The organism is Halomonas sp. YLB-10 (genome assembly GCF_003856855.1).
In the GTDB taxonomy this organism is placed as follows: domain Bacteria; phylum Pseudomonadota; class Gammaproteobacteria; order Pseudomonadales; family Halomonadaceae; genus Halomonas; species Halomonas litopenaei.
This window is the reverse complement of record NZ_RRCU01000001.1, coordinates 555690-578451: the sequence shown is the minus strand read 5'-3', so window position 1 is coordinate 578451 and position 22762 is coordinate 555690. Positions and strand designations below refer to the sequence as shown.

Here is a 22762-nt window from a genome sequence, read left to right as displayed (position 1 = left end):
CCTTACTGTTGATGTTGATACTCGGCTTGCAGGGAATGGATTCGCTGCGCCCAGGAGCCATGGCAGGTCTGCTCGAGCATTTGCCCGTTGTCCTGGAAGACGGCGTCTCCACGTGTCAGGAGTTGGTTGGCCTGTTGGCGCTGTCGCTGGATGGCCTGCTTCAGGTGGGCCTCGATGACATCGATCTGCGATGGGTGGATGCAGGTCTTGGCGTAGAATCCCCAGGCGATGTCCTGAGCGACCTCACGGGCCAGTGTCTCCGGCTCGCCGATCAGGTCACAGACCGGCGCCGCTATCTCGTAGCCGGCCGGTCGGAACAGGGTCACGATGCGCTCCAGTGTCGAGCGTAGCGGTGTGTCGTAGATCGTCATGCCCGGTTCGCGCTTGATGCCGAGCGTGCCCAGAAGATCGTTGGCGCCGATGCGCAGTGTGATGACGGGATTGCGCAGTTCATCCAGAGACTCGCCGATGGCATCCGCCGTCGCATCGCGAAACAGCGCGGTTGTCTCAAGAGTGGGCATCAGTGGCAACTGTGGGGCGCTGTCGAGGACCGACTTCCAGCGCGCCGCGCTGTGGCTGTCGAACTTCGGCACCACGATACCGTCCAGGGCGTCCAGCGCTCCCGCTGACTCGACCAGTTGGCGTAGCACCAAAGGCGAGCGTGGCCTGACGAATCGCAGATGTCGGGTATCTCTCGGTGTGCTCTTGAGTGCCTTGATCAGGCGCTGCACGGCCCAGGCGACTGCATCGGGTGCCACCGCATCCTCGGTGCAGAAGATGATCGAGCGTGCCCCGTGGCAGCCGTGGGCAAGGATATGGTCGAGACGCGGATGGGTTGCCGGAACATACAGCGAGGCGCCCAGCGCGGCGTAGACTCGGGAGACGCTCATGGGCGTGCCTCGGCGGTCAGGGTCTTGATGATCGAGCAGGCGTGGAAGGGCATGTCCGGACGCTCCACAACCGCAACGGCCTTCTCACCAGCCAGCAGCAACAGGTGTTCCACATCAGGATGGCGCTTGTCTCGCACCAGCAGCAGGGCCGGTACGCGACGCAGCATGACGCGCGTGGCCTCGGCAATGCCGGGTTTGATGTGATTGATGTCACTGACCTGATAGTCCCGGGCCAGGGTATCCAGCATCGTCAGCATCGATTGCCGCTGGCGGGCACGCTCGGCGGTGGCGGTGGCGCGGGAAAGGGAGCTATCGAGGCCGGTGAAGTGCGTTGAAACCTGATCCAGAAAGGCATGAGAGCGGTCGTGTTCGGCCAGGTCATCATGGATCACGCAGCCGTGGAAGGCGCCGGCGGGCACCTGGTCATTGACCACCGAGCGGGAGACGAGACCCGAGACGGTCGCGTTGAGTACGCCGGAAGGAATGGCGTAGTCGTCGAAGGTGGCCGAGTAGTCGGCGGTGCCTCCGATGTCCGAGATGACGGCCAGGCGCACCGGGACCGGCGACTTGCCAGCCGCTTTGCGTTCAGCGTTGTAGCGCGCCAGACTGGCACGCAGCTCCCGCGTGATGACGCCTTTGGCGGTCCAGGCATCGATGAAGACCAGCCGCTCTGGTGCCAGGCCGACGGTGTCGAGAATATAGTCCAGTGCCTGGGTGTCGATGCCACGGTCGCGAATAATGGAAATACTGTAGTGCTCGCAGGGCTGTTGCCCCTGCCCCACCAGGGCGCGCCGAAGCAGTGCGCCCACCGGCGTCCCGGCCCGAGCGAGGCTGACCAGTCCGATCGGTGCCTGACTGTGGCCGATGTCGGCCAGCAGACGGCCAGCGAGCGAGCAGACTTCCTGGGCCAGACGCTGGGCGTAGCGGTCACTCAGGGCGTCGAAGAGACTCAGATACCGAGCGCTGGGCGCCGCCTCGCGATGGATCATCTCGCTGTAGTGGGCTTGTCCCGTCTGAATTCGCCTTTCCTTCTCCTCGATGGACAGAAATCGTGGGCTGATCGGGGTCAGCAGGAACTGGCAGTCGTCGGGACAGTAGGATCCGTGGATGGGAGTAAGGCCGATCATCGAGGTCATTGGGCAAACTCCTGCAATTGGCGCCAGATCTGGCTGTTGGTCGGCGCCACGGCCATGTCGCCAGTCCCCATGAAGTCGATGTCGGACAGGCTGTCACCGAAGGTGAGCACAGTGTCTTCAGGGTGGCGTTCCAGCAGCTGTTCGAGGACAAACCTGGCGGCGCTGGCCTTGCAGGTGTAGTGAGGGCGCAAGGCTGCATTGCGTGCGTTGGCGTGGAGTCTCAGTCCAAACCGAGCGGAGGCCTCGCGAAGCGCCGCGACAAGGCGCTCTGGCAGTTCAGCGCAAGACTTGACGGAGAGATAGACGGGAACATCGAGGTCATGCAGGACGCGCAGATGGATGTCTCCACCTGGCGCGAGTCTGGCGACGAGCGGTTCGAGATGATTTCTGGCCTGTTCAAGGGCCGTCTTGGCCTCATCCAGGTGAGGTGCCAGATGCTCTGCCCAGGCCGGGACGATAGTGCCATCCAGTGTCACCAGGGCACCGTGGCTAGCGATGGTGTAGCCGCCTCGCGCCAGCAATGTCACTCGTTCGACCGCGTAGCTGGTGCGGCCGGTCACCGGAATGATGATATCGGCGGTGCGTTCGATCAGCTTCCACAGCGCATTTTGCTGGGCTGTCTGGAAGCAGAGGGGGGCTCCCTGGCGATCGACTGCAGCAAGATGGAGTCGCTTGTCCTCGGTGGGCTCTGCGCGATGGGTGCTGAACCAGGTATCGTCGAGGTCGCTGAGAACGATCAGGCGGTTGGTCATGGACAGGCCTGTCGGCTGAAGGATTGGAGATGGTTGGCTTCCAGTTCACGGCTAAGGTCGATCCATCCGATACCGTCAAAGGCCAGTGGCAGGTGTCGAGCCGGAGCGTTATAGAGGTAGTGCCTTTTGCCTCCGGCATCCGGCGCCGCGTGCTCGATCCGGGACGCCACCGCGTCGGCCACGGCAATGGGCGAACGTGTCGAGCTTTGAAACAGCACTTCTTGTCCACGCTGCTCCAGCTGAAGCGCCAGGCGAAAGGGGGCGTCAAGATATTCACCCATGCCGAACACCACGACAGGCACGTCGGGGGTGATATCGATAGCCTCTAGCAATGCCTGCGGGGGCTGCTGGCGAGAGCTCATGACCTTGCCGTAGAGGCCTTCGTTCTCGATCGGCAGCGGTCGATGTTGGCGATGCGCAATCGCCTGGGAGAAGTCAGTGTCAACGTCGTCGGGCAGGGATGGAGCAAAGTCAGGGCGGGGGTGGAACGTGAATTCTCCCGCCATCAACTGGACGAAGCGTACCTCCAGCATCTCAGGCAGTTGATCGAGAAGCGCCTGTCGAGCGGTCGGCGAAAGCCAGCTCACCAGAGAGACGATATGGAGCCGCTTCACCCGAGCAAGCTCGGGTTGAATCATCAGCGCCCTTGCCAACTGGGCCAGCGTTCTACCGGTCGTGATCTCATCGTCGACCAATACCAGATCCTGCACCTCGCTGACCGCAGCTTGAGCCTCCACGCCAAGCTTCGCCAGGTGCATGGTATCTGCATGGGAATGGGCCTCCCTGATACGGATCCAGGGCGTCGCGACGGTGAAACGTGTGGTGTGATGGAAGACGCTGTCGTCATGGGTAGCGGCGAGGTGACGGCTAACCCCGGCACCGAGGCCGATGGCGGTTTCCGCCATGCCTACGACATAGGCGGTCGACCCCAGCAGCTGGATCGCGGACGCCAATTCTGCGTGAATGCTATCCATCGCGCTCGGGCGGACGGGGACATGCTTGCCCAGAACCCTGGAGATAAACAGATAGCCACGGCGCGGATTGAGGCGCGAGCCGAAGGCCAGCAGTTCCTCCAGCCTCTCTCCCTGCTCGTGGAGGGTCAGCTCGAGAGTGCCGGCACAGATGGTGGCACTATGCTGCGTGATAGGCACGGAATCCCCTATCGTTGGTGCAAGCGAGGGTAAGCCCATGAAGACGGGATCTGGCGCTTTCCTGGACGCTTGATGGATGAAGGTGGGGCGAAAAGCCCCACCGTAGCTGCTCAGTTTCGGGCTTTGGCTGGGGGCCAAACGTCTGCAAGCAATGAAGCGACAATGAGAAGATCGGCAGCTAGCCTGAGTTCACCAGATGCAAGAGCACCTATTGAGCCGATCCATCATGTCGTAATGCCCGATGCAGACTCATGGCCGCCAAGCCTCAGGCAGCGTTGAGGCCATACTTGCTGACAAGGTCAGCCAGACCGCCGTCGAAGCCCTGGCCAATGGCGCGGAACTTCCACTCTTCGCCGTGACGATACAGTTCACAGAAGATCATGGCGTCTTCGGTGCTGTAATCCTCTGACAAGTCGTAACGAGCCACTTCCTGGTTGTTTTCCGCGTTCACCACCCGGGCAAAGGCATTCTCCACCTGTCCAAAACTCTGCCCACGGCTCTTTGACTCATGGATGGTGACGGTGATAGCAATGCGATCAATGTCGCGAGGGACAAGAGGCAGGTCGATGACGATGGTTTCATCGTCGCCTTCACCGTCGCCTGTGGTGTTGTCTCCAGTGTGTTCGACAGACCCGTCAGCAGATTTGAGGTTGTTGTAGAAGATGAAATCTTTCTCGTTACGGCATTTTCCGTTTTTATCAACCAGGAACACGCTGGCATCCAGGTCGAAGTCATGCCCGGTAGTGATGCGAGCATCCCAGCCAAGGCCAACCCGAATTTTCTTGATGCCAGGCGCTTCCTTGGTCAACGAGATGTTGGCGCCTTTGGAAAGTGAGATTGCCATGATGACCTCCGTTAGTGGCTTTCGCTCTTTTGTCGGCTAGTGGAAGAGGTGTTACTGAAGTCCGTATTCCTTGAGGAATGCAGCCAGTCCTCCTGCGAAGCCATCTCCCTTTGCCGCGAAGCGCCAGTCACCATCTTTCTTGTAAAGCTCGCCGAAGATGACAGCCGTCTCGGTAGAGTAGTCTTCGGAAAGGTCATACCGTGCGATGACATCCTCACTGCCATCCTGAAGGATGCGGACATAGGCGTTGCTGACCATGCCGAAGTTCTGTCCACGACTTTCGGCTTCATGGATGGTTACCAGAAGAATGATTTTTTCGATGTTGCTATCTATGGCAGTGGTATCGACAATAATGCTTTCATCATCACCGTCTCCTTCCCCGGTAAGGTTGTCCCCAGAGGATGCGACACCGCCACACGGTGATGTTTGCTGTCCATAGAACACCAGTGACTTCGGCCCGCCGACCGGTTTCTCGCTGGCGTCCAGTAGCAGGGCCGAGGCATCCAGGTCAAAGTCGGTACCATCGGTCTTGCGCGCGTCCCACCCCATGCCGAGAATAAACTTGGTGGCGCCGGGGGCTTCTTTTGACAGGTTGATGCGGCTACCTTTACTCAGATCAATCATGATTTGCCTTCTCCTTGGCTGGTGGCAGCGCTCAGTAAAGAGGCGCTGGAAAGTCTTGAGTGGCTTTCCAGTGCCCCCTCAATGGAGGCATCGGCTGACTTATGGATCAGAGGCATGTTGTTCCTTCTCGGGAAATAGAAGGCTTGCAACCACGCCAAGCGCAATAAGGCCAAGCACCACGATAAGACTTACCTCATGATGGATGTGATACAGACCCAAGGCGGAGCTGCCGAGCTTGATAGCGATGAATACCAGCACGAGTGCGACGGCCTTCTCCAGGTGGATCAGGTACTTCGCTGCAGCTGCCAGCATGAAGTAAAGGTTCCTGAGTCCGAGTATGGCGAAGATGACAGCCGAATAGACCAGGAATGGCTCCTTCGTTACTGCGATAATCGCCGGGACGCTATCGAAGCTGAAGATGATGTCCGAGACTTCGATGCAAAGAAGACACAGTAATAAAGGTGTCGCATATAAGGGTGCGCTTCTAGGAAGTGAAAACCCTTCCTTTTTAGCAACGTCATCGGCTATTGAGCGTTTCACAAGGAACTTGTTTTCCACCAGGCGGGGCAAGACGGGCAGCAGCTTCTTGGTCAACCGCACCGACCAGTGGTTTGAATAGTCGACGGTTTCATCGTTATCCTCGCTGCCGTTGAACATCTTGATGCCCGTCCACAGGACGATGGCGGCGAACAATAGTTCGATCCAGTGGGAGAGTCCAAAGACAGCGGTGCCGGCCGCAACAAAGGCGGCACGAAATACCAGCGCACCAACGATGCCGTAGTAGAGGATACGGTGCTGCAAGATCCCCTTGATGCCGAAGCTGGAAAAGATGGCAACGAACACCATCATATTGTCTATCGACAGCGCTTTCTCGAGCACGTATCCCGACAGGAAGAGGCTGGCAAACTCTTCGGAGTATCTAAAATGAAGATAGCCGTAGAACGCTAACGCCAGGGATATCCAGAAGACGGACCAGGCGGTCGCATTCTTCAAGGTGACCTCTTCGCTGTTTCGGTGAGAAAAAAGATCTAGCCATACCGAAGAGACGACGGTTACCCCCAGAATTACTACGGCCTCGGAGGGGAATCCAAAATCCATGGGGACATTCCTTTATCAAGAGGGCAGGTCAAACTCTGACGGGGAGAGTCCCAACTCCTTGGCGATCTGTGATGCCTTGGCCTTCTCTTGGTCATCGAAGTTGCCGTCGGCCCCGCCAATAGCGATAGCCAGGCGAAGCACCATTCGTGCTTGTGCATCATTTTTCTTTATCTTTCCAATGATTTGCATTGAGGTTATGCTCGCGATATCGACGTCGGTGCCAGGGTTGTCCGGGTCAAGGCGATCCAGATGCTTCTTGAAACATTTTCCTACCTCAATCGGATCGAAGATCTGAAGGGCTTCCAGGTTTTTGACAAAGTTGAACGCCTTTTCCTTCTCTTCCCGAGTGATGCTTCCGTCGGCAACGGTAATCATCGCACTTGCGGCCATTGCCGATTCGAGAAAATCAGCATTGCGATATTTTTTTGCATTTGTTGCAAGGTCGTTTAACCCTTTCTTGGTCTTTTCAAGGAAGCTGCTCAGCATGTTTGTCTCCGTTTTTTTCGTGGTTTTTTATTCCTGTCTCAGCGTATCCCATCGTGACTTTTATCGATAAGTGTCGACTAATCTATTTCGGTAGGTCGGTGACAAGGAATGATCGAGATCATTTTTTACAGGGAGGGTAAAGTTTGTGGACTGGGCATAATCTGGTGAAAAGGGGCTGGGTGACGACGCCATGCTCGGATCACTGTGAAGGGGAGTTCTGGTGACCGTTTCTGGATATCGTCATCTGTCGAGTGGCAACACGGTGTCAAACGACGACGCCAATAGCGTCAGCCACACTGATCGCGGCGTTTCATCTGGCCCCCGGCGGCCCCTTGGCGACGGGGCCGGTGTAGACAAGGGGGCGTGCCGTTGGCGGGGAGGTCTGAGGCGGCGGTGAAGGAAAGCCCTAGTCGCTGCCGCCCTCGACCATTTGCAGCAGCAACAGACGCTGCCCAGGCCGTGTACCGGCAAGAAGCTTGAGATTGGCACGCAGTTCGACTCTGGCGCCGACAGGACAAGGGGCGTCGGTATCGGCATTTTTCAACTCGGGCATGCCCTCGTTCACCAGAAACCAGCGTCCCTGGTGCTGCACGAAGTAGCCGACCCGTCGCCTGTGAGCCGCAGGCAGGCGTTCATTCGGGGTGATGGTGCGGTCGATGTGCCAGGGAAAGAGGCTCAGGTTGGAGTACACCATCAGGCGATGGTTGTCCGGTCGATATTTTTCGCCACGCTTCGAGTACAGATTGATGATCGGCAATTGGCCCGTGTAGTGCGTGCCACAGAACGGGCAGCGTGGTGCCGTGGCATTGTCGAAGACAAACCAGCCCTGCTCACAGGCGCTGTTGTGGCAGGGCTGTATCAGGTCGACGGTGCGTACCAGCGCCGACTCCCACTCGTCCGCGCTGGGCCGCATCGCCGGGTTGTGCAGTCCGTCGATGAAGGCTCTGTCGAAAAGCACCTTGAGGTAGGGGCCGGTGGCGGTGTAGGGGAGGCTGTCGGGGTCCACCCAGGGCAGTTCCGTGGGTCTTGCCCCATCGACGCTGAGGCGGTTGGAGCTATCCACAGGGTGCTCGATGAACACGGCCTTTTCCCCCATGGCCAGCCGCTCGTCCTCGACCGGGTCCTTGGCGTGGATCTTCTTTCCACGCAGAGGGTGACGCAGCAGCAGCAAGCTATAGATCATCACGGCCAGTGCGTGGCTATCGGTGCTGATGCTGGGCAGCACGCGGCGAGGGTCATCCCGCGGCAGGCAGCTGCTCATCACGACCTCTGGCGCGATGAAGTCGGGTGTGCCGACCACCTCCGGTGGAAACCGAGCGGGGACTACCAGGCCATCGACATCGATGATGCAGACCCGGCCGCTGGTGGGGGCCAGCAGTACGTTCTTGTAGCTGAGGTCGGAGTGGGCGAGGCCCGCTGCGTGCAGGCGTCGCAGAGCGCGTGCCAGTTTCAGGCAGAGCTGCAGGTAGCCAAGCCAGTTGCCGCGCTCTCTGGCATCCAGAAACTTGAACTGATGGTGAGGAGAGGCAAACCATTTGCCTTGCTTGTCCTTGCCTCGAATCTTGAGCATGTCGTTGTTGAACGAACCATGCTTGAAGAAAAAGTGGTCGTGGTAGAACGGGGCCACGACACCGATGCGCCCGCCATGCTGGACCGTTGTGGTGGGCCAGCAGAACAGTTGTTTCCAGTAGTCCCCGGCCTCGCCTTCGAATATCCGCTCGCGGTAGGGGCCGGTGATCATGTCGAGCCGCTCGATGGCATGCACGTCCGGTGCCTTGCGGTAGAAGGCCACGACATAGTCCCTTTCCGGGCTTGCGTAGACATCCTTCATGCCGCCACTGGCGATGATTCTGTCACGGAACTTGATCGTCTCGCCGTTGGCGGCCGTCAGCGTGGTGATGGCATCAGTCATGCTGTCCCCCACCGACGGTTGATGCCGCTTCGGCGTCGGTGACGCCACCGCGACGATGCAGCAGCGCGATCGTGCGGTCATCGTGGTGCCGCTCGACGAAGAAATCGAGATACTCCAGTAGCGGATCCATGGTCTCCGTCGTTGACGGGGCCACCAGGTGCGGTCTGATGTCCTCGAACAACGACCACCAGAGGGGGCCATTGTGCAGATCGTTGTCGGAGTCGAACTTCGGGTCTGTGACCCCATCGGTGGCCAGCACGAGCGCCTCCAGGTCAGGCAGCACCTGAACGTGAATACGCCGGTACAGATCATCGACCTCCTGGAACAGAGCCCTGTCGAGGAACCGTGTCTGGCCAGCGTGGTCACCGCAATCGGGCGTATTCATCAGACGGACGTCATCTGGCGTCGTCAGCGCTGCGACCGCGCCATCGCCGATGCCGAAGCTGATGATCAGGTGACCGTCTTCGGTCGCTTTATGGACCGCCAGCAGCAGGGTCGTGGCGAAGGCCTTGACGGGGTGGCCGGAGGCCTCGGCTTCCTCGACGATGGCCTGGTAGCCGGCATGAATCGAGGAAACGACGGTACTGCTCAGCGCTGTGATTGCTGTCTGGGGTAGTGTCGATCGATCCGTCGACCTCCACCATTCGGTCAGCGCCTTTTCCAGGGCGCCACCTTCTCGGTTCAGTGATTCGCCAAGGACCTCAAGGGTACGGGTGGTGGCCAGCCGGCTGCCTTCCCGCGAAAAGTGACAGGAGCCTGCTCCGTCACCGATGACCAGCAGGTCCCAGCCGCCTTCATGGTGGGTGATGACGCCATGATCATCGCGGTGACTGCCACGGTGGGCGTGTGATCGTCCTCGTTGTGACCCCACCGTCAACTGCCAGCCTGGGTGGGACGCGCATCGATCGATGTCGCTTTCGGGTTTCGCGTAGGGTGCGGTCTGATCGGCAGGCATGTTCTGCCAAAGATCACGCGAATTGGGGATGACGGCAAATTTCAGGACAGCATCCACCAGCGGTTGGCCATCATGGCCCACGCCGCGTACCCGTAGGCGATGAGAGCCTGTGCTGGAGGGGTATCCGCTGAGGCATGCAGGAGGCTCGAGCACCAGGCCGATATCGTCCCCCTCCATCATGGTTACTTCGGCACATGCTTGCAGGCCGGAACACAGGCGGGTCAGGTCTGCCCGGTAAAGCTGACCCAGGCGCCCGTTGGGTATGCTCAGCGTCAGCGTGGTGATGGCTGGCTCATGGCCAGGGAGTGGCGTCATGCTCGTCGGGAGTTCTTCGCTCGCCTGTGGTGTATTCGATGGACGGCTAGTGTCGACGGGCTCATGGGGAGCGCTGCCAGCCTCCTTGTCGGGTACCGCCGGGTCCTGCGGCAAGGAAGTCCGAACGTCTGCTGACTGGGCTTCGCCATAGGCGCGCATGGCCTCGCCGAGGTCTTGCCTGAAGCGCTTGATCAGGTGCTGGATCGTCGGCGATTCGGCGAGTCGATCCAGTTGCGAGGGATGTCTGGGCCGAACATTCGGGTCCGGGTACAGGGTGGCGAGGATGATGCGAGCGTTGTGTCGCGGGGTATCGTATTTCACGTTCATCCAAGCCCCCGGGTCATATCAAAGCCGGCTCCATGGCTTTCGGCAACGAACTCGACCGACTGGTCGCACCAGGGACATTGCTGGACGCCGGGACCGTTGCAGCACATCAATTTTCCACAGCTGCACTTGGCGAGGGTGGTGCGGGCACCGCAATGGGGGCAGGGGGGAACGCCCTCGATCTGGCTTGTGGAAAGCGCCGCGTGAAGAGGCACGATAGATGACCACTCGAAGTAGCTTTCATCCAGTGGGTAGCATCCTTCGAGACCGTAGAAGTGGTCCCAGTCACCCGTGCTGAACGCACCGGGGACGGCCACACTGGCGTACTTGAGCAGATAGGGGCGAGATGTTCGGTGGCATCGACCGGTGAACACCGCTACCCGTTCATCCATCGGTGCCCAGGATGAGACGTCCGATTGCTTGATCAGGTTGATTCCCGCTTCTTCTGCCTTGGCGATCGACAGACGCGACGAAGTCCCCTCTGCGATATCGATGGCCTGGCTCTGGGCGGCCACGGAGGCGGTGACCCATTTTGCGAACCGTCCCAGTGCCTCGGCGCTGGCGGATTCCATGGCGACCACGTCATCGGTGAGGCGCTTGAGTAGCGCCAGGTCCGCCGCCGGACCCAGGGTCACGGCAATCAGGTGGGCGCGGCTGGCGAAATGGCGTTGCCAGCGTGCTATCGCGTGATCGGTGTTGTCGGTAGGACGGCCGTCGGTCAACAGGTAGACGATGGGCTCCCAGTCCCCGCGCTGATCGGCGGTCGTCTTCTTGACGTCGACTTCGATGCGGGTCATCAGCTCGTCGAGGGCCGCCCCTAGCGCTGTTCCGCCGCCAAGCGGCAGTCGTGGCGGGTAGAACGTCATCAGTTCGACCATCGGCACGATCAGCTGGGCCTTGCCGGCGAAGGCGATGACCGACAGGTGAACCGACTCCAGGGCGTGGGGATCCTGGCGCAGCGAGTCGACGATGGACTCCATCGTGTGTCCGAGTTCGGCCAGGGGGTCACCCGCCATGGATTCGGAGACATCGAGAACAAGATAGATCGGTAGACGACGCATCGGCGATTCCTCAGATCACGACCTGGACTTCATCGGGCGGCGGGGGCAGGTCGATGTCCTGGTCATCGTCCTGCTGTTGGCCGGATGCGGAAGCCGCGATCGAAGCCGACACCCACTGGAAGTAGTTGGCGAAGCTGGAACTGTCCATGTGCTCCAGCGATACCGTCTGGGTAGCGAAGCGTTTCAGCTCCTGCGTCCTGGCCTTTGGCCCGGCGGCGCAGGCGATGATCTGGGCGAACTCCACGCCCTTGAGGCGCTCGACGGCACTGTTGAAATCCATGAGATCGGACGGTGAGCCATCGGTCATGACGAACATCATCGGGCGAAAGTCGCCCTTCTGGTGGTCTGTCGAGGTACGGACATCCCTGGCGATTCGATCGCAGACGAAGTGGAGACCTTCTCCCAGGTGCGTCGCCCCCGAGCGAGGCAGTTCGATATCATCGATGTGCGCCGTTTCCAGGGCCTGCAGGGGGACCAGTTCCTTCACCTGGTTGTCGAAGGTAATGATCGAGATATGTACCGTTTCGAGGGCATAGGGATCTTGGCGCAGGGCGGACAGCATGGCGCTGATGCCGACGTTCACGGATTCAATGGGTTCACCGCGCATCGAGCCTGAAGAGTCGATGAGCAGATAGATGGGGAGTCGACGATCCATGTGAGTCCTCTTGTGATGGGGGCATGTCTTGGCGATATCGGTGATCTGGCTCTCGTCAGGGGCGGGGAAGCGGGGTCGGGTATCGAGACCAAACCCCGGGACAGGCATCGATGCCCACCCGCACAGGTCGCAGATATCAGCGGCTTCGAGAACGTCGAAGCAAGCGACCTGAACAGGCGGGTGTGGCGCGCTTTCCCGTGTCCTCGCCGCCGACGTGGAGACGAGCTCCCGGCCCGGTTCTCTAGCAATTATTAGGTTTGTCTGATGCTGACAAGCCGGTGCAACCCGGAACCTGACCTGGGTCCTGGGTTGGGCGAGTCGAATGCTCGATGGAAGCTAGGCGCTGTCCGAAAAGTCGACGAGCGAAGGTTAGACAAGGCAAAAATCGGTGAGAAAGCGCAGTTTACGGGGTGTAAATGAGCATTTTGATCCGATTTTTAACGCCGTATTACCGAGCGCAGGCACTTTTCAGACAAGCCCTAGAAGGAAGGCTCGCCAAGGTAAGTAGACGGTGCATGGCACGTCACTCGTCGTGGGCGAAGGTGGGGTGACCTTCCCCCTGATCCAGGTCCACCCCCGTTTCATGCGTCATCGACATAGGCCCGGGACAGCAATTGCGTCAGGAGGCCCACTGGCATCGATAAAAAGAAGACGACAGGCTGAGGGTATCGTGATGTCGGCCTGGTCGAGGGAGCGGGCCTGGAAAAGCGGGATAGAGGCGGATGCGGTCGGAGAACGCCGGCCCTGGCAGTGGAGGAGCGAAGCGAGCAGATTGGGGCCAGCGAGACGGTGGCAGGGCGCCGATGGCGCCCTCTGCAGGATTTGATAATAAGTAGCAACATGTTGATTTGTATATATTTTTTCGGAATAGAAAAATATGTTTATACCAGTGGCTATACCATCACATTCCCAATAAGCCGCTATATGCCACTGTCCACACAGAGAGGAATGTATGATGTCACCTCCCGGCCAAGAGCAGCCATTCAGCACAACCTGATATAATCTATAGATGTCATCATAAGTTGCGTATTACAGCAATATCCATATTATCTAATCCTCGTATCCGAGCAGGCGCCTTTCATTTGCCTGCCTCTTCCTCCAAGCTTGTTCAGTTCTAGATTCTCCTTTTCTTCCAAACGCCACTTTAATTGAAACCCAAACAAATAAAATTACACAAAAACCGGCCAGCAATCCTCCGATCAAACCAAGCGGAGTAAGTGAAGCAAATGGCTTACCAAGTGTATCAATTGAAATATTAAATAACCAAAATGAAAAACATGAAGTCCCAACTGCCACAGAAAAACGAAGCCCCCGAATAATAAATCGCTCTACCAGTGCAGCCGCTCTACACCACATCGGTGGCTGCAAGCTAGCTATCCTTCGAAGTTCATCTGACCTCGCATCTGTACCTTTAGCCACGCCCAAATCCTCTATTTCACAAAACCTATAACTTGTGTTGCGCAGGATAATAATTGTGCCGCCTTTTAAATAAATATTTTATGAGCACAGATCATCATGTGCAATATTATTAACCACCTAACCATTCATAAGTTATTTTTAGAATATGCAGCAAAAAACTATTAGTTATATAAATGGATGAGCATGACGATGTTTGAACGGCTTTTCGCAACCTCAAGTAGCCAAATCAGCAACATCAGCATAGACTTAATGCCGAATTTCGGAAAGAAGCAGACGATCAGGCACTTCTGATTTTACTCACGTATAAGTAAGCGAGACGTCAAGAGTGTATTTTTTTGATAAATTATTAACTTCACCTCCCAAATTTAATCTCTAATTCAAGATTTGAAAGTCCTAGCGCACCGCCCCCAATGCTACCCTTTAAGATCCAGCCTGTAGGCGTTAACAAAGTAGAGAGTATTGTTAAAATTTTTCCTGAAATCCCTTTTAGGTTTGGTATCAAAGTGCCTTGTATCCAGTTAGAAACTGTACTCGATGCTTGAGACAACGCAGCACTGGGCGTGTACCCAAGTAGCGCAGAGGTAGCTGCCTCGGCCGACTGGATTTGTAAAGATAAAAACAAGCCATCATTTTGATCAAATTGTCTTGTTTTAGAATCACGGCATCGCTTGACTATGCTGAAAGTGAATCTTCAAGGAGTTTCACTTGGTCATCAAACCAGTTGTCAGAATGCCGTAAGGCTCCTATTTCTGGATGATTGTCGACCATAGCTACAGTCTTATTCGCGAAGTTCTCTAAGTCATCTAACATCGCACCACCCTCCCTTTGTTTAAATATATACAGATACTCAATAGGAATTAAACTGCACGATCACATGTTGACCTAGCACATGCTCGTCCATGAATTTTATTCGGCGGGCCTGCTGCCACCTAGCCAAATGGGGCATTAAAGCATTATAGCTTGGCCACATAACACCAATTATCGCGTGTGCCGAATAATACTGGAGCCCGTGCGTTGCATTTTCCTCAATGACCATTTCGGGTTGTCAGGTGCCGTACAAGCCTCCTTCAGCATAGCCTGAAGTTCAGCTTTCGGCCATGAGCGGTCAATGAGATTTTTCTGATGTATAACGCCCGGCTTGCCAGCGGACAAGCCGGAGAGGTTTTTGTGTAATAATGAGCGTTAGCGAGTACACAAAAACCACGTAGGATTGGGAGTGGGGAAACTCCAGAGTCTGCGTGGAGCCGTTTGTTAGGTAATAAGTTCGGATGTGCGAGTGGAAAAAGCAAAGGCAGACCCTTAAATCACCGGACTTACCAACGCTGCCTGCTGAGTTATCGAATCCATCAATTTTAATAACTTAGAGATATCGTAATTACCGTTTCTCAGCTGATCGTCGGTCTGCTCATGGAAATGTTTTGAATAAGACTCTTTAAAATCTAGCACTCCATGCCATGCGGCGATATCTTTTTTGAAGTTACTCCAGGTGACCTGGGCGGAGGGGTATTGATCTAAACGAAGATCAAGATAGCACTCAATCGCGGCGGCCCGTCCATTGATATCAGAAATACTTAGGCCTTCAGGCCCGAGAGTTGCAAACTCCCTGAGCTCCTCAAGATCAGGTAAAAGCATCGCCCTCATGTTGGCAGGAGGGTTTAACTTTTCAAGCTTTCGAAAAGCATCAACGCCCTCTGCGTCGTTGTCAAAAACGAATAAGACCTGATTGAGAACCTCAATTCGTAAAAGCCCCTCTGCGAATTTTACGAGATTGCCGGTTCCCCAGAAAGGATGGCGCTCATCGATATCCACGAAATTGAAAAAATCTGCCACGTCCGGACGTAGAACATCGAGTGACCGTCGAATGATGCGTGCGTCTGATGTACCCTCGGTTGCAATCAGAACTTTTTGCTTTTGCAGCGCACCTGGACGGAATGCTTCACGTTGAACCCAGCCAGCATGGACAATAGGGCCAAACTCCCATGTAACCTCAACCTCAGCATTCGCGGTATTTAGGGCAAAGACCTGAAGCATTGATTCCGCACTGAGAATGCAAACTCTGGCTGAAAAGAAGCTGGCTTCCGACCAATAAGAATCAGAGATTCCAGACCAAGGAATTCGCTCAAATACGTCGACATCAGCGGCAAAACGTCCTTGAGAAATTGTGTCTCGATCTGGAGTATCGTACTCAATATAGTCGCTTTTCAAATCGCCCAGCGGATAGCGACATGCCAAATTGCAGAATTCTTCAAACGTGAGACATTCTTTCTTCGACTCCTCTACATTTATATAGCTTGAAATTTCTTCTGCTTCTGCGACCAGCATCTGATACTCAGCGCGCGCAGTTTCAAGAGTGAAGCCAAGTATATCAAGACGAGGTAAGATACGGGAAAGCTTCCTTGCAAAAAGTTCCTCAGCCTCGGCAAGCTCCTCTTTTTCTTCGGGACACTTTTCACAATAATCGTAATTTATTGCGTCCGTCCTTCGGCGGAAAAGATCACCTTCCTGAAACAAGAATCCATAATCTTCTCCCTTAAAATTCTTGGAATATGAAAGGGATACTTTACCAACACAGAGCTCTATAGAAGTTCCCATCTGTTATACCAACCTGCCAAATATTTAAATCTTGCAGTCCATGTTCTCTATATCTCGCATGCCTAACGATCGGGCTCAGCGGCCCGCGACGGCAAGTGCAGCGCCGCCGTTGCGGATCCGCTGCAGCCCGTGGTTCGGCATCTCCTGGGTCATTCGCTCCAGCCAGCGATTGCACCACCAATGGCGGCGGATCCCGCGGCGACAGGTGCCGTGATACCTGCCGAAATGGCTGCACCACCTACATCTACTGCAATCAAGGTCACTCCGCCAATCCTGAACGACCACTTTCTTACTGTTGCCCATCGTGTCGCGCTGTCCTCTTCACTCTGCAACCTACGAGCCCCCTGGCAGACTTCTGCTTGTAGGTTCGAGATTATTTCGAGAAGGTATTCTGGCGTGACATCAGCATCAATACTGTTTCGAAACATGCTCGCACTCCATAGAATCTCTTTGGCTGTACGTTCCTCAACTCCAGCTTCTCGAAGTGCGTGCTCCTCGATGCGCATGAAGGACGAGATAAAGATATCAAGTTCACGCTTGAGTTGATCTCGCTCTTCGCGTGAGGCAGGAGCTTGGTCGTCTAATTGAGACAGGTCTTCGTAGAATTGCCCATCTTCAAGAAGCATAGAAAGCGCATTGCAGGCTTGAGCCGTCACGCGCAGTAAGGCCTCCCGGTCCGGAGCCACAGACTGACCAACGATCCTACTCATTTCATTTGTGGCATTTACCAAGTAGCGATACCTGTCTGAACTCTGCCCCCACGTAATTGAAGAAGTGGTGAGCAGCACAACAAATATCGGAATTAGCATTCTCTTCATTGTGACACCTCTTTGTAATGGCTGAAACAATGACTGCTTGTACCGAGTGGTAAAGCCGAACAGTTGCATTATACTGCATGCTTGATATTCCACTTGAACGCGCACGCGTGTTCAACGATGTTACGCTGCGCGCTCAATCTCATCTCATCCTATTGAAAATCCTAGAAATTAAGTATAGCTCGGCAGTATAGCGCCAATCATCGTGCATACTGCATATCCCCAATGAACGTGCCTGCTGCCTTTGCCAACATGTCGGCTTTGGGTCGCAAGCTGCCTCAGGACCAGATAGGCCCTCCTAAGATCTTGCTTGTTTCGAACTTGGCATAGATTCATCCATTTCTCCACATACGCTACTCCAACGCCTTGCACGCTCAGCATAAATTCGCATGATTTCGCATGAGTCCTGGCGACCCCCTATCACCGGCAGAGCCCCGCAGTGTCGCGTCTCCGACCTTAGCGCACGAGTGCATCAAAACCGACAGGTATAGCGCGCAGGCGGGGATGGGTGTTGACAGCGCGCCAGGGGGGCGGATGGGGTAGGGGGGGATGGTGGCAACTGGGCGCTAGTGAGCCAGGGGAGCGCTCTAGTCGATGACGTCTAGAGTTGTGCGTCAGATAGGGCTCAAAACGGATCAACTCCGCCCTATGGCGGGGTTGATGGGTAGGGCGCTTGCCAGAGTTGCCTCCAGCTCCTTCAGGCGTCTCGCTGTCGCCATGTCGCTTTGGATGGCCTCTCGCGGTATTTCACCGCTTAGCGCGGGGATCTCTACTCAATACTTGTCACTGGCGTGAGGTAGCGGTAGCAGCTTGAGGAAGAGAGCACCGATAGCGGCCAACTGTTTTTCTGCTCAATGTCATGTTCGACCTGTTGGGTTTCCTGCCGGTCGAGGTCGCTGAAAGCTCCTCTACGGGCCGTTTGCCGTTGTCGATCTGGTGGCCGGTGTCGATCTTGTGCCAACACCGAGCTGAGCCATAGACAAGGCGTGGGTCATCTTTAAGTAGCAGGATTGATGAGGTGCAAAAGTACGGTTGAGCCCGGGCAGGAAGGGCTTGCAGCAATATCCAGGATCAATAATTGGGGAAAAAAGCGCCGGAATGTCAGGGGAGGGGGCATGGATCGCAGATCTGACATGGCGCCCTCTGCAGGATTCGAACCTGCGACCTGCCGCTTAGGAGGCGGCTGCTCTATCCTGCTGAGCTAAGAGGGCGTTGGGGCGGCATTATAAGCGGCTGACTCGCCAAGATAAACCCGCAGTTGGCAGGGAAGGTGGCTGGGACGGTGGCGAGGAAGGTGGCTGGGCAGGTGATCCGGGCGGGTGTCAGCGCTGGCCTGGCTCGGTAGAATGCGCGCCACGGCTCTTTGTTATCCACACCTGTCTGGCGTTTTCGATGTCTCAACACCCCACGAGTGACGCTGCCGTCACTCCCGCTGCTGGTTCTGTCGCTGCTTCTGATGCTGCCGCTTCTGTTGCTGGTCATGCGTCCGGCGGCGCGCCGCTGTCTGTCCATGGCGATCGCCACTTCGATGGACTGGCGGACAAGTTCTCGGCGTCGCTCTACGGGCACCTGCGCGGCGAGCTGCGCCTGTCGTTGCTGGACCGTCTGCTGCCGGAGATGCTCGATCTCGAAGGCCAGCCGGTGCTGGACGTGGGCGCGGGGCTCGGTCAGCAGGCCCAGTGGTTCCTCGAGCGTGGGCATGCGGTAACGCTGGCCGAGCCCGCAGGCGAAATGCTCGACCGGGCCCGGGAGGCGATCGACGCCCAGGGTGTCGAGGCGTCCCGGGTCCGCTATCTGACGTCGCCGCTGCAGGACCTGGCGGGCGAGGCCCCCGGGCCCTGGCCGCTGGTGGTGTGCCACGCGGTGCTCGAATGGCTGGGCGACCCCAGGGCGGCCATCGATCGCCTGGCCGCGCTGATGGCGCCGGGGGCTCAACTGTCGCTGATGGTGTTCAACCGCGACGCCCTGCGGCTGTCCAACGTGGTCAAGGGCAACCTGGACAAGGCGCTGGAGGATCGGCTCGAGGGCAAGGGGCAGCGCCAGCGGCTGACACCGATCTCGCCGCTGACCCATGACCAGGTGATGGCCTGGACCGAAGCCGCCGGGCTTCGTTGCGAGGGCGTGGCGGGGATCAGGGTGTTCCACGATTACCTGCGCCACCCGCCCCAGAACGACAAGGAACTCGACAAGCTGGTGGCGCTGGAGCACGCCTACTGCCGCCTGGACCCCCACTGGCGGCTGGGCCGCTATCTGCTCTATACCTTCCGCCGTCCGGCCGACCCCGAGGGGCGTCCATCGCCGCGCGACGGCGGCGCTGAGACCCGTGAGGAGACCCCGACATGAGTGCCGAAACCCCGGTGTGCCAACTGCTCGAGCGTCAGGACGCCGACTATCGCGGCTGGTGGTGGGTGGCGCCGCCCCGGGATAGCTGGCTCGAGCAGGGCGAAGGGACCCTGATCAGCGCCGATGTGTCGGTGCGCGCCGCCTGGCAGGCCCAGGGGCGTCCGGCGCTGTCGCCGTTCTCGCCCGAGGCGTCGCCGCCGCCCGGTGTGGTGCTGTTCTGGCCCAAGTCCCACGCCCTGGGGGAGTGGTGGCTGTTGTGGCTGTGTCAGGTGTTGCCCGAAGGCACGCCGATGCAGCTGGTGGGCGAGCACCAGGGCGGCATCAAGCGGGTACTCAAGGTGCTGGCGGCGCTGGGCATGGGCTGTCGCAAGCTCGACAGCGCCCGGCGCTGCTCGCTGTTCGCGACCCGCTCGGCGCCCCAGCCCCTCGACCCGGAAGCGGTGTGGACGCGTTTCGAGGCCGCCGGCCTGACGCTGGCAAGCCACCCTGGCGTCTTCGGACACGGTAAGTTCGACGAGGGCACGGGGCTGCTGATCGAGCAGCTAGAGACTGCCTTGCCTCAGGGCCAGGTGCTCGACATGGGCTGCGGTGACGGCATTCTGGCGGCCTGGATGGCGCAGCAGCGGCGTGATGTCACCGCGGTGGATGTCAGCGCCTTTGCGGTGGAAGCGACCCGGCGCTCGCTGGCGGCAAATGGGCTCAACGGCGAGGCACTGGAAAGCGACGTCTACTCGGCGCTGGCGGGACGTCGCTTCGACGCCATCGTCTCGAATCCGCCGTTTCACCAGGAGCGCTCCATCGACTACGGCCCGGCGGCCCGTCTGATCCAGGAGGCGCCGCAGCATCTGACGCCGGGCGGGCAATTGATCCTGGTGGCCAACGCCTTCCTGCCCTACGCAGATCCCCTGGAGAAGGCCTTCGGCGGCTTCGAGATCCTGGCCGACAATGGCCGTTTTCGGGTCTACCGTGCCCGCCTCGCCAGGGGCTAGGTGCCAGCCAGGCTAGGCGTCTGCCGGGCTACGTCTTCTGACCCGGCGTGCGGTAGTGGATCTCGGTGATCAGCCAGGTGGTCTCCCCGCCGGGGGCGGCCACCGTCACTTCGTCTTCCAGCGACTTGCCCAGCAGCGCCTTGGCCAGTGGCGCGTCGACGCTGATCCAGCGCTTGCTGGTGTCGGTCTCGTCGTGGCCGACGATGCGCACTGACATCTCTTCGCCGTCTTCGTCCTCCAGGGTGACGAAGGCGCCGAAGAACACCCGATCGGTGTCTGCCGGCAGGCGGTCCACCACCTGCAACTCATCCAGGCGTTTGGTCAGGTAGCGAATGCGACCGATGACCCGGTTGAGCTCCTTCTTGTTGTAGGTGTAATCGGCGTTCTCGCTGCGGTCGCCAAGGGCCGCCGCCTCGCCCACCTTGGCCGATAGCTGCGGTCGCTTGACCCGGCTCAGGTGGTCGAGAATACCCCTCAGGCGCTCGGCACCTTCCAGGGTGATCAGGTTGCTCTTGGGTTCCTGACGGGGATCCTTCGCCGGGTCACGCCAGCGAGTCATGTTGCGGCCTTTCATGGCGATCCTCGGTGAGTCGTTGAATCAGACAAGGTCCACGAGGGTGCCGCGACTTGGGTCAGGTCGCAAGCGCTTTGGGTGGTGGGGGAAAGGTCAGGGGAGCGATGCAGTGAGCGGTCGACGAAGAATGCGACTGGCGAATAAATCAAACGTTCGTTACATTTCGGGGAGGGGGCCAGAACGCGTGTGGCTTTCCGTATCGGGTTACAACGCCTGGGTCAGTGCTCGGCATCGCTTGGCCTGATCGCTCAGCCCGATCGCTCAGCCTGACTGCGCACTACGGCCGCCCACCATGACCACCCAGCATCAGGGTGCATCACAATAACAGTATCCGGAGCCGCCAAATGTCACGAACCCTGTTTTCCGCCTCGCCTGATGTTCCATCTACCGCGTTGCGTCGACGCCCGCGTCGGCTCTTAGCCACGACGGCGCTGACGCTTGTCACCCTGTCCGCCTGCCTTGCCAGCAGCGTGGCGCTGGCCTGGCAGGGTGAGCTCGACCAGCTAAAGAACCGCTGGGAAAGCGTCACCACCTCGAGCGCCTTGTCGGCCCAGGAGGCCCCGTTGACGGCGCTGGCCGCCGAGGCCCACGAGCTGAGCTCGGCCAATCCCAACGTCAGCGAGCTGCTGGTGTGGGAGGGCATCATCGAGGCGTCCCTGGCCAAGGCCAAGGGCGGGCTCGGCGCGCTGGACAACGCCAAGGCCGCGCGGCGGGCGCTGGAGCGGGCCATCGCACTGGACGCCAATGGCCTCGATGGCTCGGCCTACGTGACCCTGGGGGCGCTGTATGACCGTGCTCCGGGCTGGCCGGTGGCCTTCGGTGATGACGACAAGGCCGAGGAAATGTTCAAGCGTGCGCTGACGATTCGCCCCGGCGGTATCGACGTCAACTACTACTACGCCGCCTACCTGGCCGATGAAGGACGCGATGCCGAGGCCCGCCAGCACGCCGAGAAGGCCATCGCCGGTGCGGTTCGCGCCGGACGCGAAGCCTCGGACCAGGCGCTCAAGGCCGAGGCGCGCGCCCTGCTCAACGAGCTCTGATCAGGCGCTCAACGAGCTCTGATCAGGCGCTCGACGAGCTCTGACCCGCGCCGATTTCCCTGTCGTTTCCCGCCTTGACAGGAGGCCCCACCTGGACTCGCCTTGTGGGGCCCCTGACCGATCCGGATAATGGGCCGATCTGTCTGCGGAGGTCCCCATGCCGGAAACGAGCAACATCGATGCCCCCTTTACCGCCCAGGACGTCGAACTGGTGTCACGCGATTGCCTGCACCAGGGCTTCTTTCGTCTGGACAAGCTGATCTTCCGCCATCGCAAGTTCGAAGGTGGCTGGAGCGAGGCGGTGGTGCGCGAGGTGCATAGCCGGCACGACGCCGTGGGCGTCATGCTCTATGACCCCGAGCGCGACAGCGTGGTACTGGTGGAGCAGATCCGTGCCGGTGCAATGGAAGACGCCCACACCCCGTGGAAGCTCGAGTGCGTGGCCGGACTGGTCGACAAGGACGAGTCTGCCGAGGAAGTGGCCCGTCGCGAGGCCCTCGAGGAGGCCGGTTGCGAGGTCGGGGACCTCATCTTGCTGCATAGCTACTATCCTAGTCCGGGTGCCTGCGACGAACGTGTGACGCTTTTCTGCGGTCTCGTCGATACCAGCGGACTGGGTGGGGTGCATGGCCTGGACGAAGAGCACGAGGATATCCGCGTCCATGTGTTGCCATTTCATCGTGCCTGGGAACTTCTCAATCAAGGGAGACTCGATAACGCCATGTGCCTGATCGGCTTTTACTGGCTGGCCGCCGAACGGGCGTCTTTGAGAGCAAGGAGGTAG

General features: G+C 58.4%; 20 protein-coding genes and 1 tRNA gene. 4 read left to right on the top strand and 17 right to left on the bottom strand.

The annotated features are described in order from the left end of the window. Window positions 1–2: 2 nt before the first annotated feature. The 16 genes from EBB56_RS02305 to EBB56_RS02230 all read right to left on the bottom strand — a co-directional run bounded on the left by EBB56_RS02305 (window position 3) and on the right by EBB56_RS02230 (window position 18240). Window positions 3–890, bottom strand: coding sequence for an aldolase/citrate lyase family protein (locus EBB56_RS02305; RefSeq protein WP_045994734.1), 888 nt, complete (start codon window positions 888–890; stop codon window positions 3–5). After that, complete coding sequence (locus tag EBB56_RS02300; protein ID WP_045994735.1) at window positions 887–2026, bottom strand: cysteine protease StiP family protein; 1140 nt, start codon at window positions 2024–2026, stop codon at window positions 887–889. Before EBB56_RS02300 ends, EBB56_RS02305 begins: the two co-directional genes overlap by 4 nt. Beyond that, entirely contained in the window at window positions 2023–2778 is a 756-nt protein-coding gene (locus EBB56_RS02295; protein ID WP_045994736.1) for a hypothetical protein, read from the bottom strand. The genes EBB56_RS02300 and EBB56_RS02295 overlap by 4 nt, the downstream gene beginning before the upstream one ends. Continuing rightward, a complete protein-coding gene (locus EBB56_RS02290) occupies window positions 2775–3968 on the bottom strand; it encodes a phosphoribosyltransferase domain-containing protein (RefSeq protein ID WP_124802630.1) in 1194 nt (397 codons plus the stop codon). The genes EBB56_RS02295 and EBB56_RS02290 overlap by 4 nt, the downstream gene beginning before the upstream one ends. Before the next feature lie 226 nt (window positions 3969–4194). Further along, window positions 4195–4773 carry a TerD family protein gene (locus EBB56_RS02285; RefSeq protein ID WP_045994737.1) on the bottom strand — a complete coding sequence of 193 codons (579 nt, stop codon included), beginning with the start codon at window positions 4771–4773 and terminating at the stop codon, window positions 4195–4197. Between the two features lie 51 nt (window positions 4774–4824). Further along, window positions 4825–5397, bottom strand: coding sequence for a TerD family protein (locus tag EBB56_RS02280; protein ID WP_290442791.1), 573 nt, complete (start codon window positions 5395–5397; stop codon window positions 4825–4827). Window positions 5398–5496: 99 nt separating this feature from the next. Continuing rightward, on the bottom strand, window positions 5497–6495 hold the full coding sequence (locus tag EBB56_RS02275) for a TerC/Alx family metal homeostasis membrane protein (protein ID WP_045994739.1): 999 nt from the start codon (window positions 6493–6495) through the stop codon (window positions 5497–5499). A gap of 15 nt (window positions 6496–6510) precedes the next feature. Then, on the bottom strand, window positions 6511–6981 hold the full coding sequence (locus EBB56_RS02270; RefSeq protein ID WP_124802628.1) for a tellurite resistance TerB family protein: 471 nt from the start codon (window positions 6979–6981) through the stop codon (window positions 6511–6513). Between the two features lie 406 nt (window positions 6982–7387). After that, entirely contained in the window at window positions 7388–8893 is a 1506-nt protein-coding gene (locus EBB56_RS02265; RefSeq protein ID WP_124802626.1) for a helix-hairpin-helix domain-containing protein, read from the bottom strand. Next, window positions 8886–10490 (bottom strand): PP2C family serine/threonine-protein phosphatase, encoded by a 1605-nt coding sequence (locus EBB56_RS02260; RefSeq protein WP_124802624.1) that lies wholly within the window; start codon window positions 10488–10490, stop codon window positions 8886–8888. Before EBB56_RS02260 ends, EBB56_RS02265 begins: the two co-directional genes overlap by 8 nt. Next, window positions 10487–11548 (bottom strand): TerY-C metal binding domain-containing protein, encoded by a 1062-nt coding sequence (locus EBB56_RS02255; RefSeq protein WP_124802622.1) that lies wholly within the window; start codon window positions 11546–11548, stop codon window positions 10487–10489. The genes EBB56_RS02260 and EBB56_RS02255 overlap by 4 nt, the downstream gene beginning before the upstream one ends. Window positions 11549–11558: 10 nt before the next feature. Beyond that, window positions 11559–12203 carry a VWA domain-containing protein gene (locus EBB56_RS02250; RefSeq protein WP_124802620.1) on the bottom strand — a complete coding sequence of 215 codons (645 nt, stop codon included), beginning with the start codon at window positions 12201–12203 and terminating at the stop codon, window positions 11559–11561. Between the two features lie 1050 nt (window positions 12204–13253). Beyond that, the gene (locus EBB56_RS02245) at window positions 13254–13622 is read right to left on the bottom strand and encodes a hypothetical protein (RefSeq protein ID WP_124802618.1); all 369 of its coding nucleotides are present in this window, start codon (window positions 13620–13622) and stop codon (window positions 13254–13256) included. Window positions 13623–14921: 1299 nt separating this feature from the next. Continuing rightward, window positions 14922–16214 (bottom strand): HEPN/Toprim-associated domain-containing protein, encoded by a 1293-nt coding sequence (locus EBB56_RS02240; protein ID WP_124802616.1) that lies wholly within the window; start codon window positions 16212–16214, stop codon window positions 14922–14924. A 149-nt stretch (window positions 16215–16363) separates the two neighbouring features. Continuing rightward, on the bottom strand, window positions 16364–17032 hold the full coding sequence (locus EBB56_RS02235) for a hypothetical protein (protein ID WP_124802614.1): 669 nt from the start codon (window positions 17030–17032) through the stop codon (window positions 16364–16366). A 1131-nt stretch (window positions 17033–18163) separates the two neighbouring features. Continuing rightward, window positions 18164–18240 (bottom strand) — tRNA-Arg (locus EBB56_RS02230). Window positions 18241–18421: 181 nt separating this feature from the next. On the opposite strand from EBB56_RS02230, the gene EBB56_RS02225 reads away from it, so the two are divergent. Further along, on the top strand, window positions 18422–19372 hold the full coding sequence (locus EBB56_RS02225; protein ID WP_124802612.1) for a methyltransferase domain-containing protein: 951 nt from the start codon (window positions 18422–18424) through the stop codon (window positions 19370–19372). After that, window positions 19369–20361, top strand: a complete 993-nt coding sequence (locus EBB56_RS02220; RefSeq protein WP_124802610.1) for a methyltransferase — start codon at window positions 19369–19371, stop codon at window positions 20359–20361. Before EBB56_RS02225 ends, EBB56_RS02220 begins: the two co-directional genes overlap by 4 nt. 28 nt (window positions 20362–20389) lie before the next feature. On the opposite strand, the gene greB is transcribed toward EBB56_RS02220, so the two are convergent. Beyond that, window positions 20390–20935 carry a transcription elongation factor GreB gene (greB, locus tag EBB56_RS02215; protein ID WP_124802608.1) on the bottom strand — a complete coding sequence of 182 codons (546 nt, stop codon included), beginning with the start codon at window positions 20933–20935 and terminating at the stop codon, window positions 20390–20392. 344 nt (window positions 20936–21279) lie between these two features. Here greB and EBB56_RS02210 point away from each other — a divergent pair, with 344 nt between their 5' ends. Together EBB56_RS02210 and EBB56_RS02205 are read left to right on the top strand one after the other, a co-directional pair. Continuing rightward, on the top strand, window positions 21280–21978 hold the full coding sequence (locus EBB56_RS02210) for a hypothetical protein (protein WP_260425265.1): 699 nt from the start codon (window positions 21280–21282) through the stop codon (window positions 21976–21978). 157 nt (window positions 21979–22135) lie between these two features. Continuing rightward, complete coding sequence (locus EBB56_RS02205; RefSeq protein ID WP_045994526.1) at window positions 22136–22762, top strand: NUDIX domain-containing protein; 627 nt, start codon at window positions 22136–22138, stop codon at window positions 22760–22762.

Coding starts and splice junctions, on each gene's coding strand:
- EBB56_RS02305 (WP_045994734.1), bottom strand. CDS start 890: ATGAGCGTCTCCCGAGTCTACGCCGCGCTGGGCGCCTCGCTGTATGTT.
- EBB56_RS02300 (WP_045994735.1), bottom strand. CDS start 2,026: ATGACCTCGATGATCGGCCTTACTCCCATCCACGGATCCTACTGTCCC.
- EBB56_RS02295 (WP_045994736.1), bottom strand. CDS start 2,778: ATGACCAACCGCCTGATCGTTCTCAGCGACCTCGACGATACCTGGTTC.
- EBB56_RS02290 (WP_124802630.1), bottom strand. CDS start 3,968: ATGGGCTTACCCTCGCTTGCACCAACGATAGGGGATTCCGTGCCTATC.
- EBB56_RS02285 (WP_045994737.1), bottom strand. CDS start 4,773: ATGGCAATCTCACTTTCCAAAGGCGCCAACATCTCGTTGACCAAGGAA.
- EBB56_RS02280 (WP_290442791.1), bottom strand. CDS start 5,397: ATGATTGATCTGAGTAAAGGTAGCCGCATCAACCTGTCAAAAGAAGCC.
- EBB56_RS02275 (WP_045994739.1), bottom strand. CDS start 6,495: ATGGATTTTGGATTCCCCTCCGAGGCCGTAGTAATTCTGGGGGTAACC.
- EBB56_RS02270 (WP_124802628.1), bottom strand. CDS start 6,981: ATGCTGAGCAGCTTCCTTGAAAAGACCAAGAAAGGGTTAAACGACCTT.
- EBB56_RS02265 (WP_124802626.1), bottom strand. CDS start 8,893: ATGACTGATGCCATCACCACGCTGACGGCCGCCAACGGCGAGACGATC.
- EBB56_RS02260 (WP_124802624.1), bottom strand. CDS start 10,490: ATGAACGTGAAATACGATACCCCGCGACACAACGCTCGCATCATCCTC.
- EBB56_RS02255 (WP_124802622.1), bottom strand. CDS start 11,548: ATGCGTCGTCTACCGATCTATCTTGTTCTCGATGTCTCCGAATCCATG.
- EBB56_RS02250 (WP_124802620.1), bottom strand. CDS start 12,203: ATGGATCGTCGACTCCCCATCTATCTGCTCATCGACTCTTCAGGCTCG.
- EBB56_RS02240 (WP_124802616.1), bottom strand. CDS start 16,214: ATGGGAACTTCTATAGAGCTCTGTGTTGGTAAAGTATCCCTTTCATAT.
- EBB56_RS02235 (WP_124802614.1), bottom strand. CDS start 17,032: ATGAAGAGAATGCTAATTCCGATATTTGTTGTGCTGCTCACCACTTCT.
- EBB56_RS02225 (WP_124802612.1), top strand. CDS start 18,422: ATGTCTCAACACCCCACGAGTGACGCTGCCGTCACTCCCGCTGCTGGT.
- EBB56_RS02220 (WP_124802610.1), top strand. CDS start 19,369: ATGAGTGCCGAAACCCCGGTGTGCCAACTGCTCGAGCGTCAGGACGCC.
- greB (WP_124802608.1), bottom strand. CDS start 20,935: ATGAAAGGCCGCAACATGACTCGCTGGCGTGACCCGGCGAAGGATCCC.
- EBB56_RS02210 (WP_260425265.1), top strand. CDS start 21,280: ATGTCACGAACCCTGTTTTCCGCCTCGCCTGATGTTCCATCTACCGCG.
- EBB56_RS02205 (WP_045994526.1), top strand. CDS start 22,136: ATGCCGGAAACGAGCAACATCGATGCCCCCTTTACCGCCCAGGACGTC.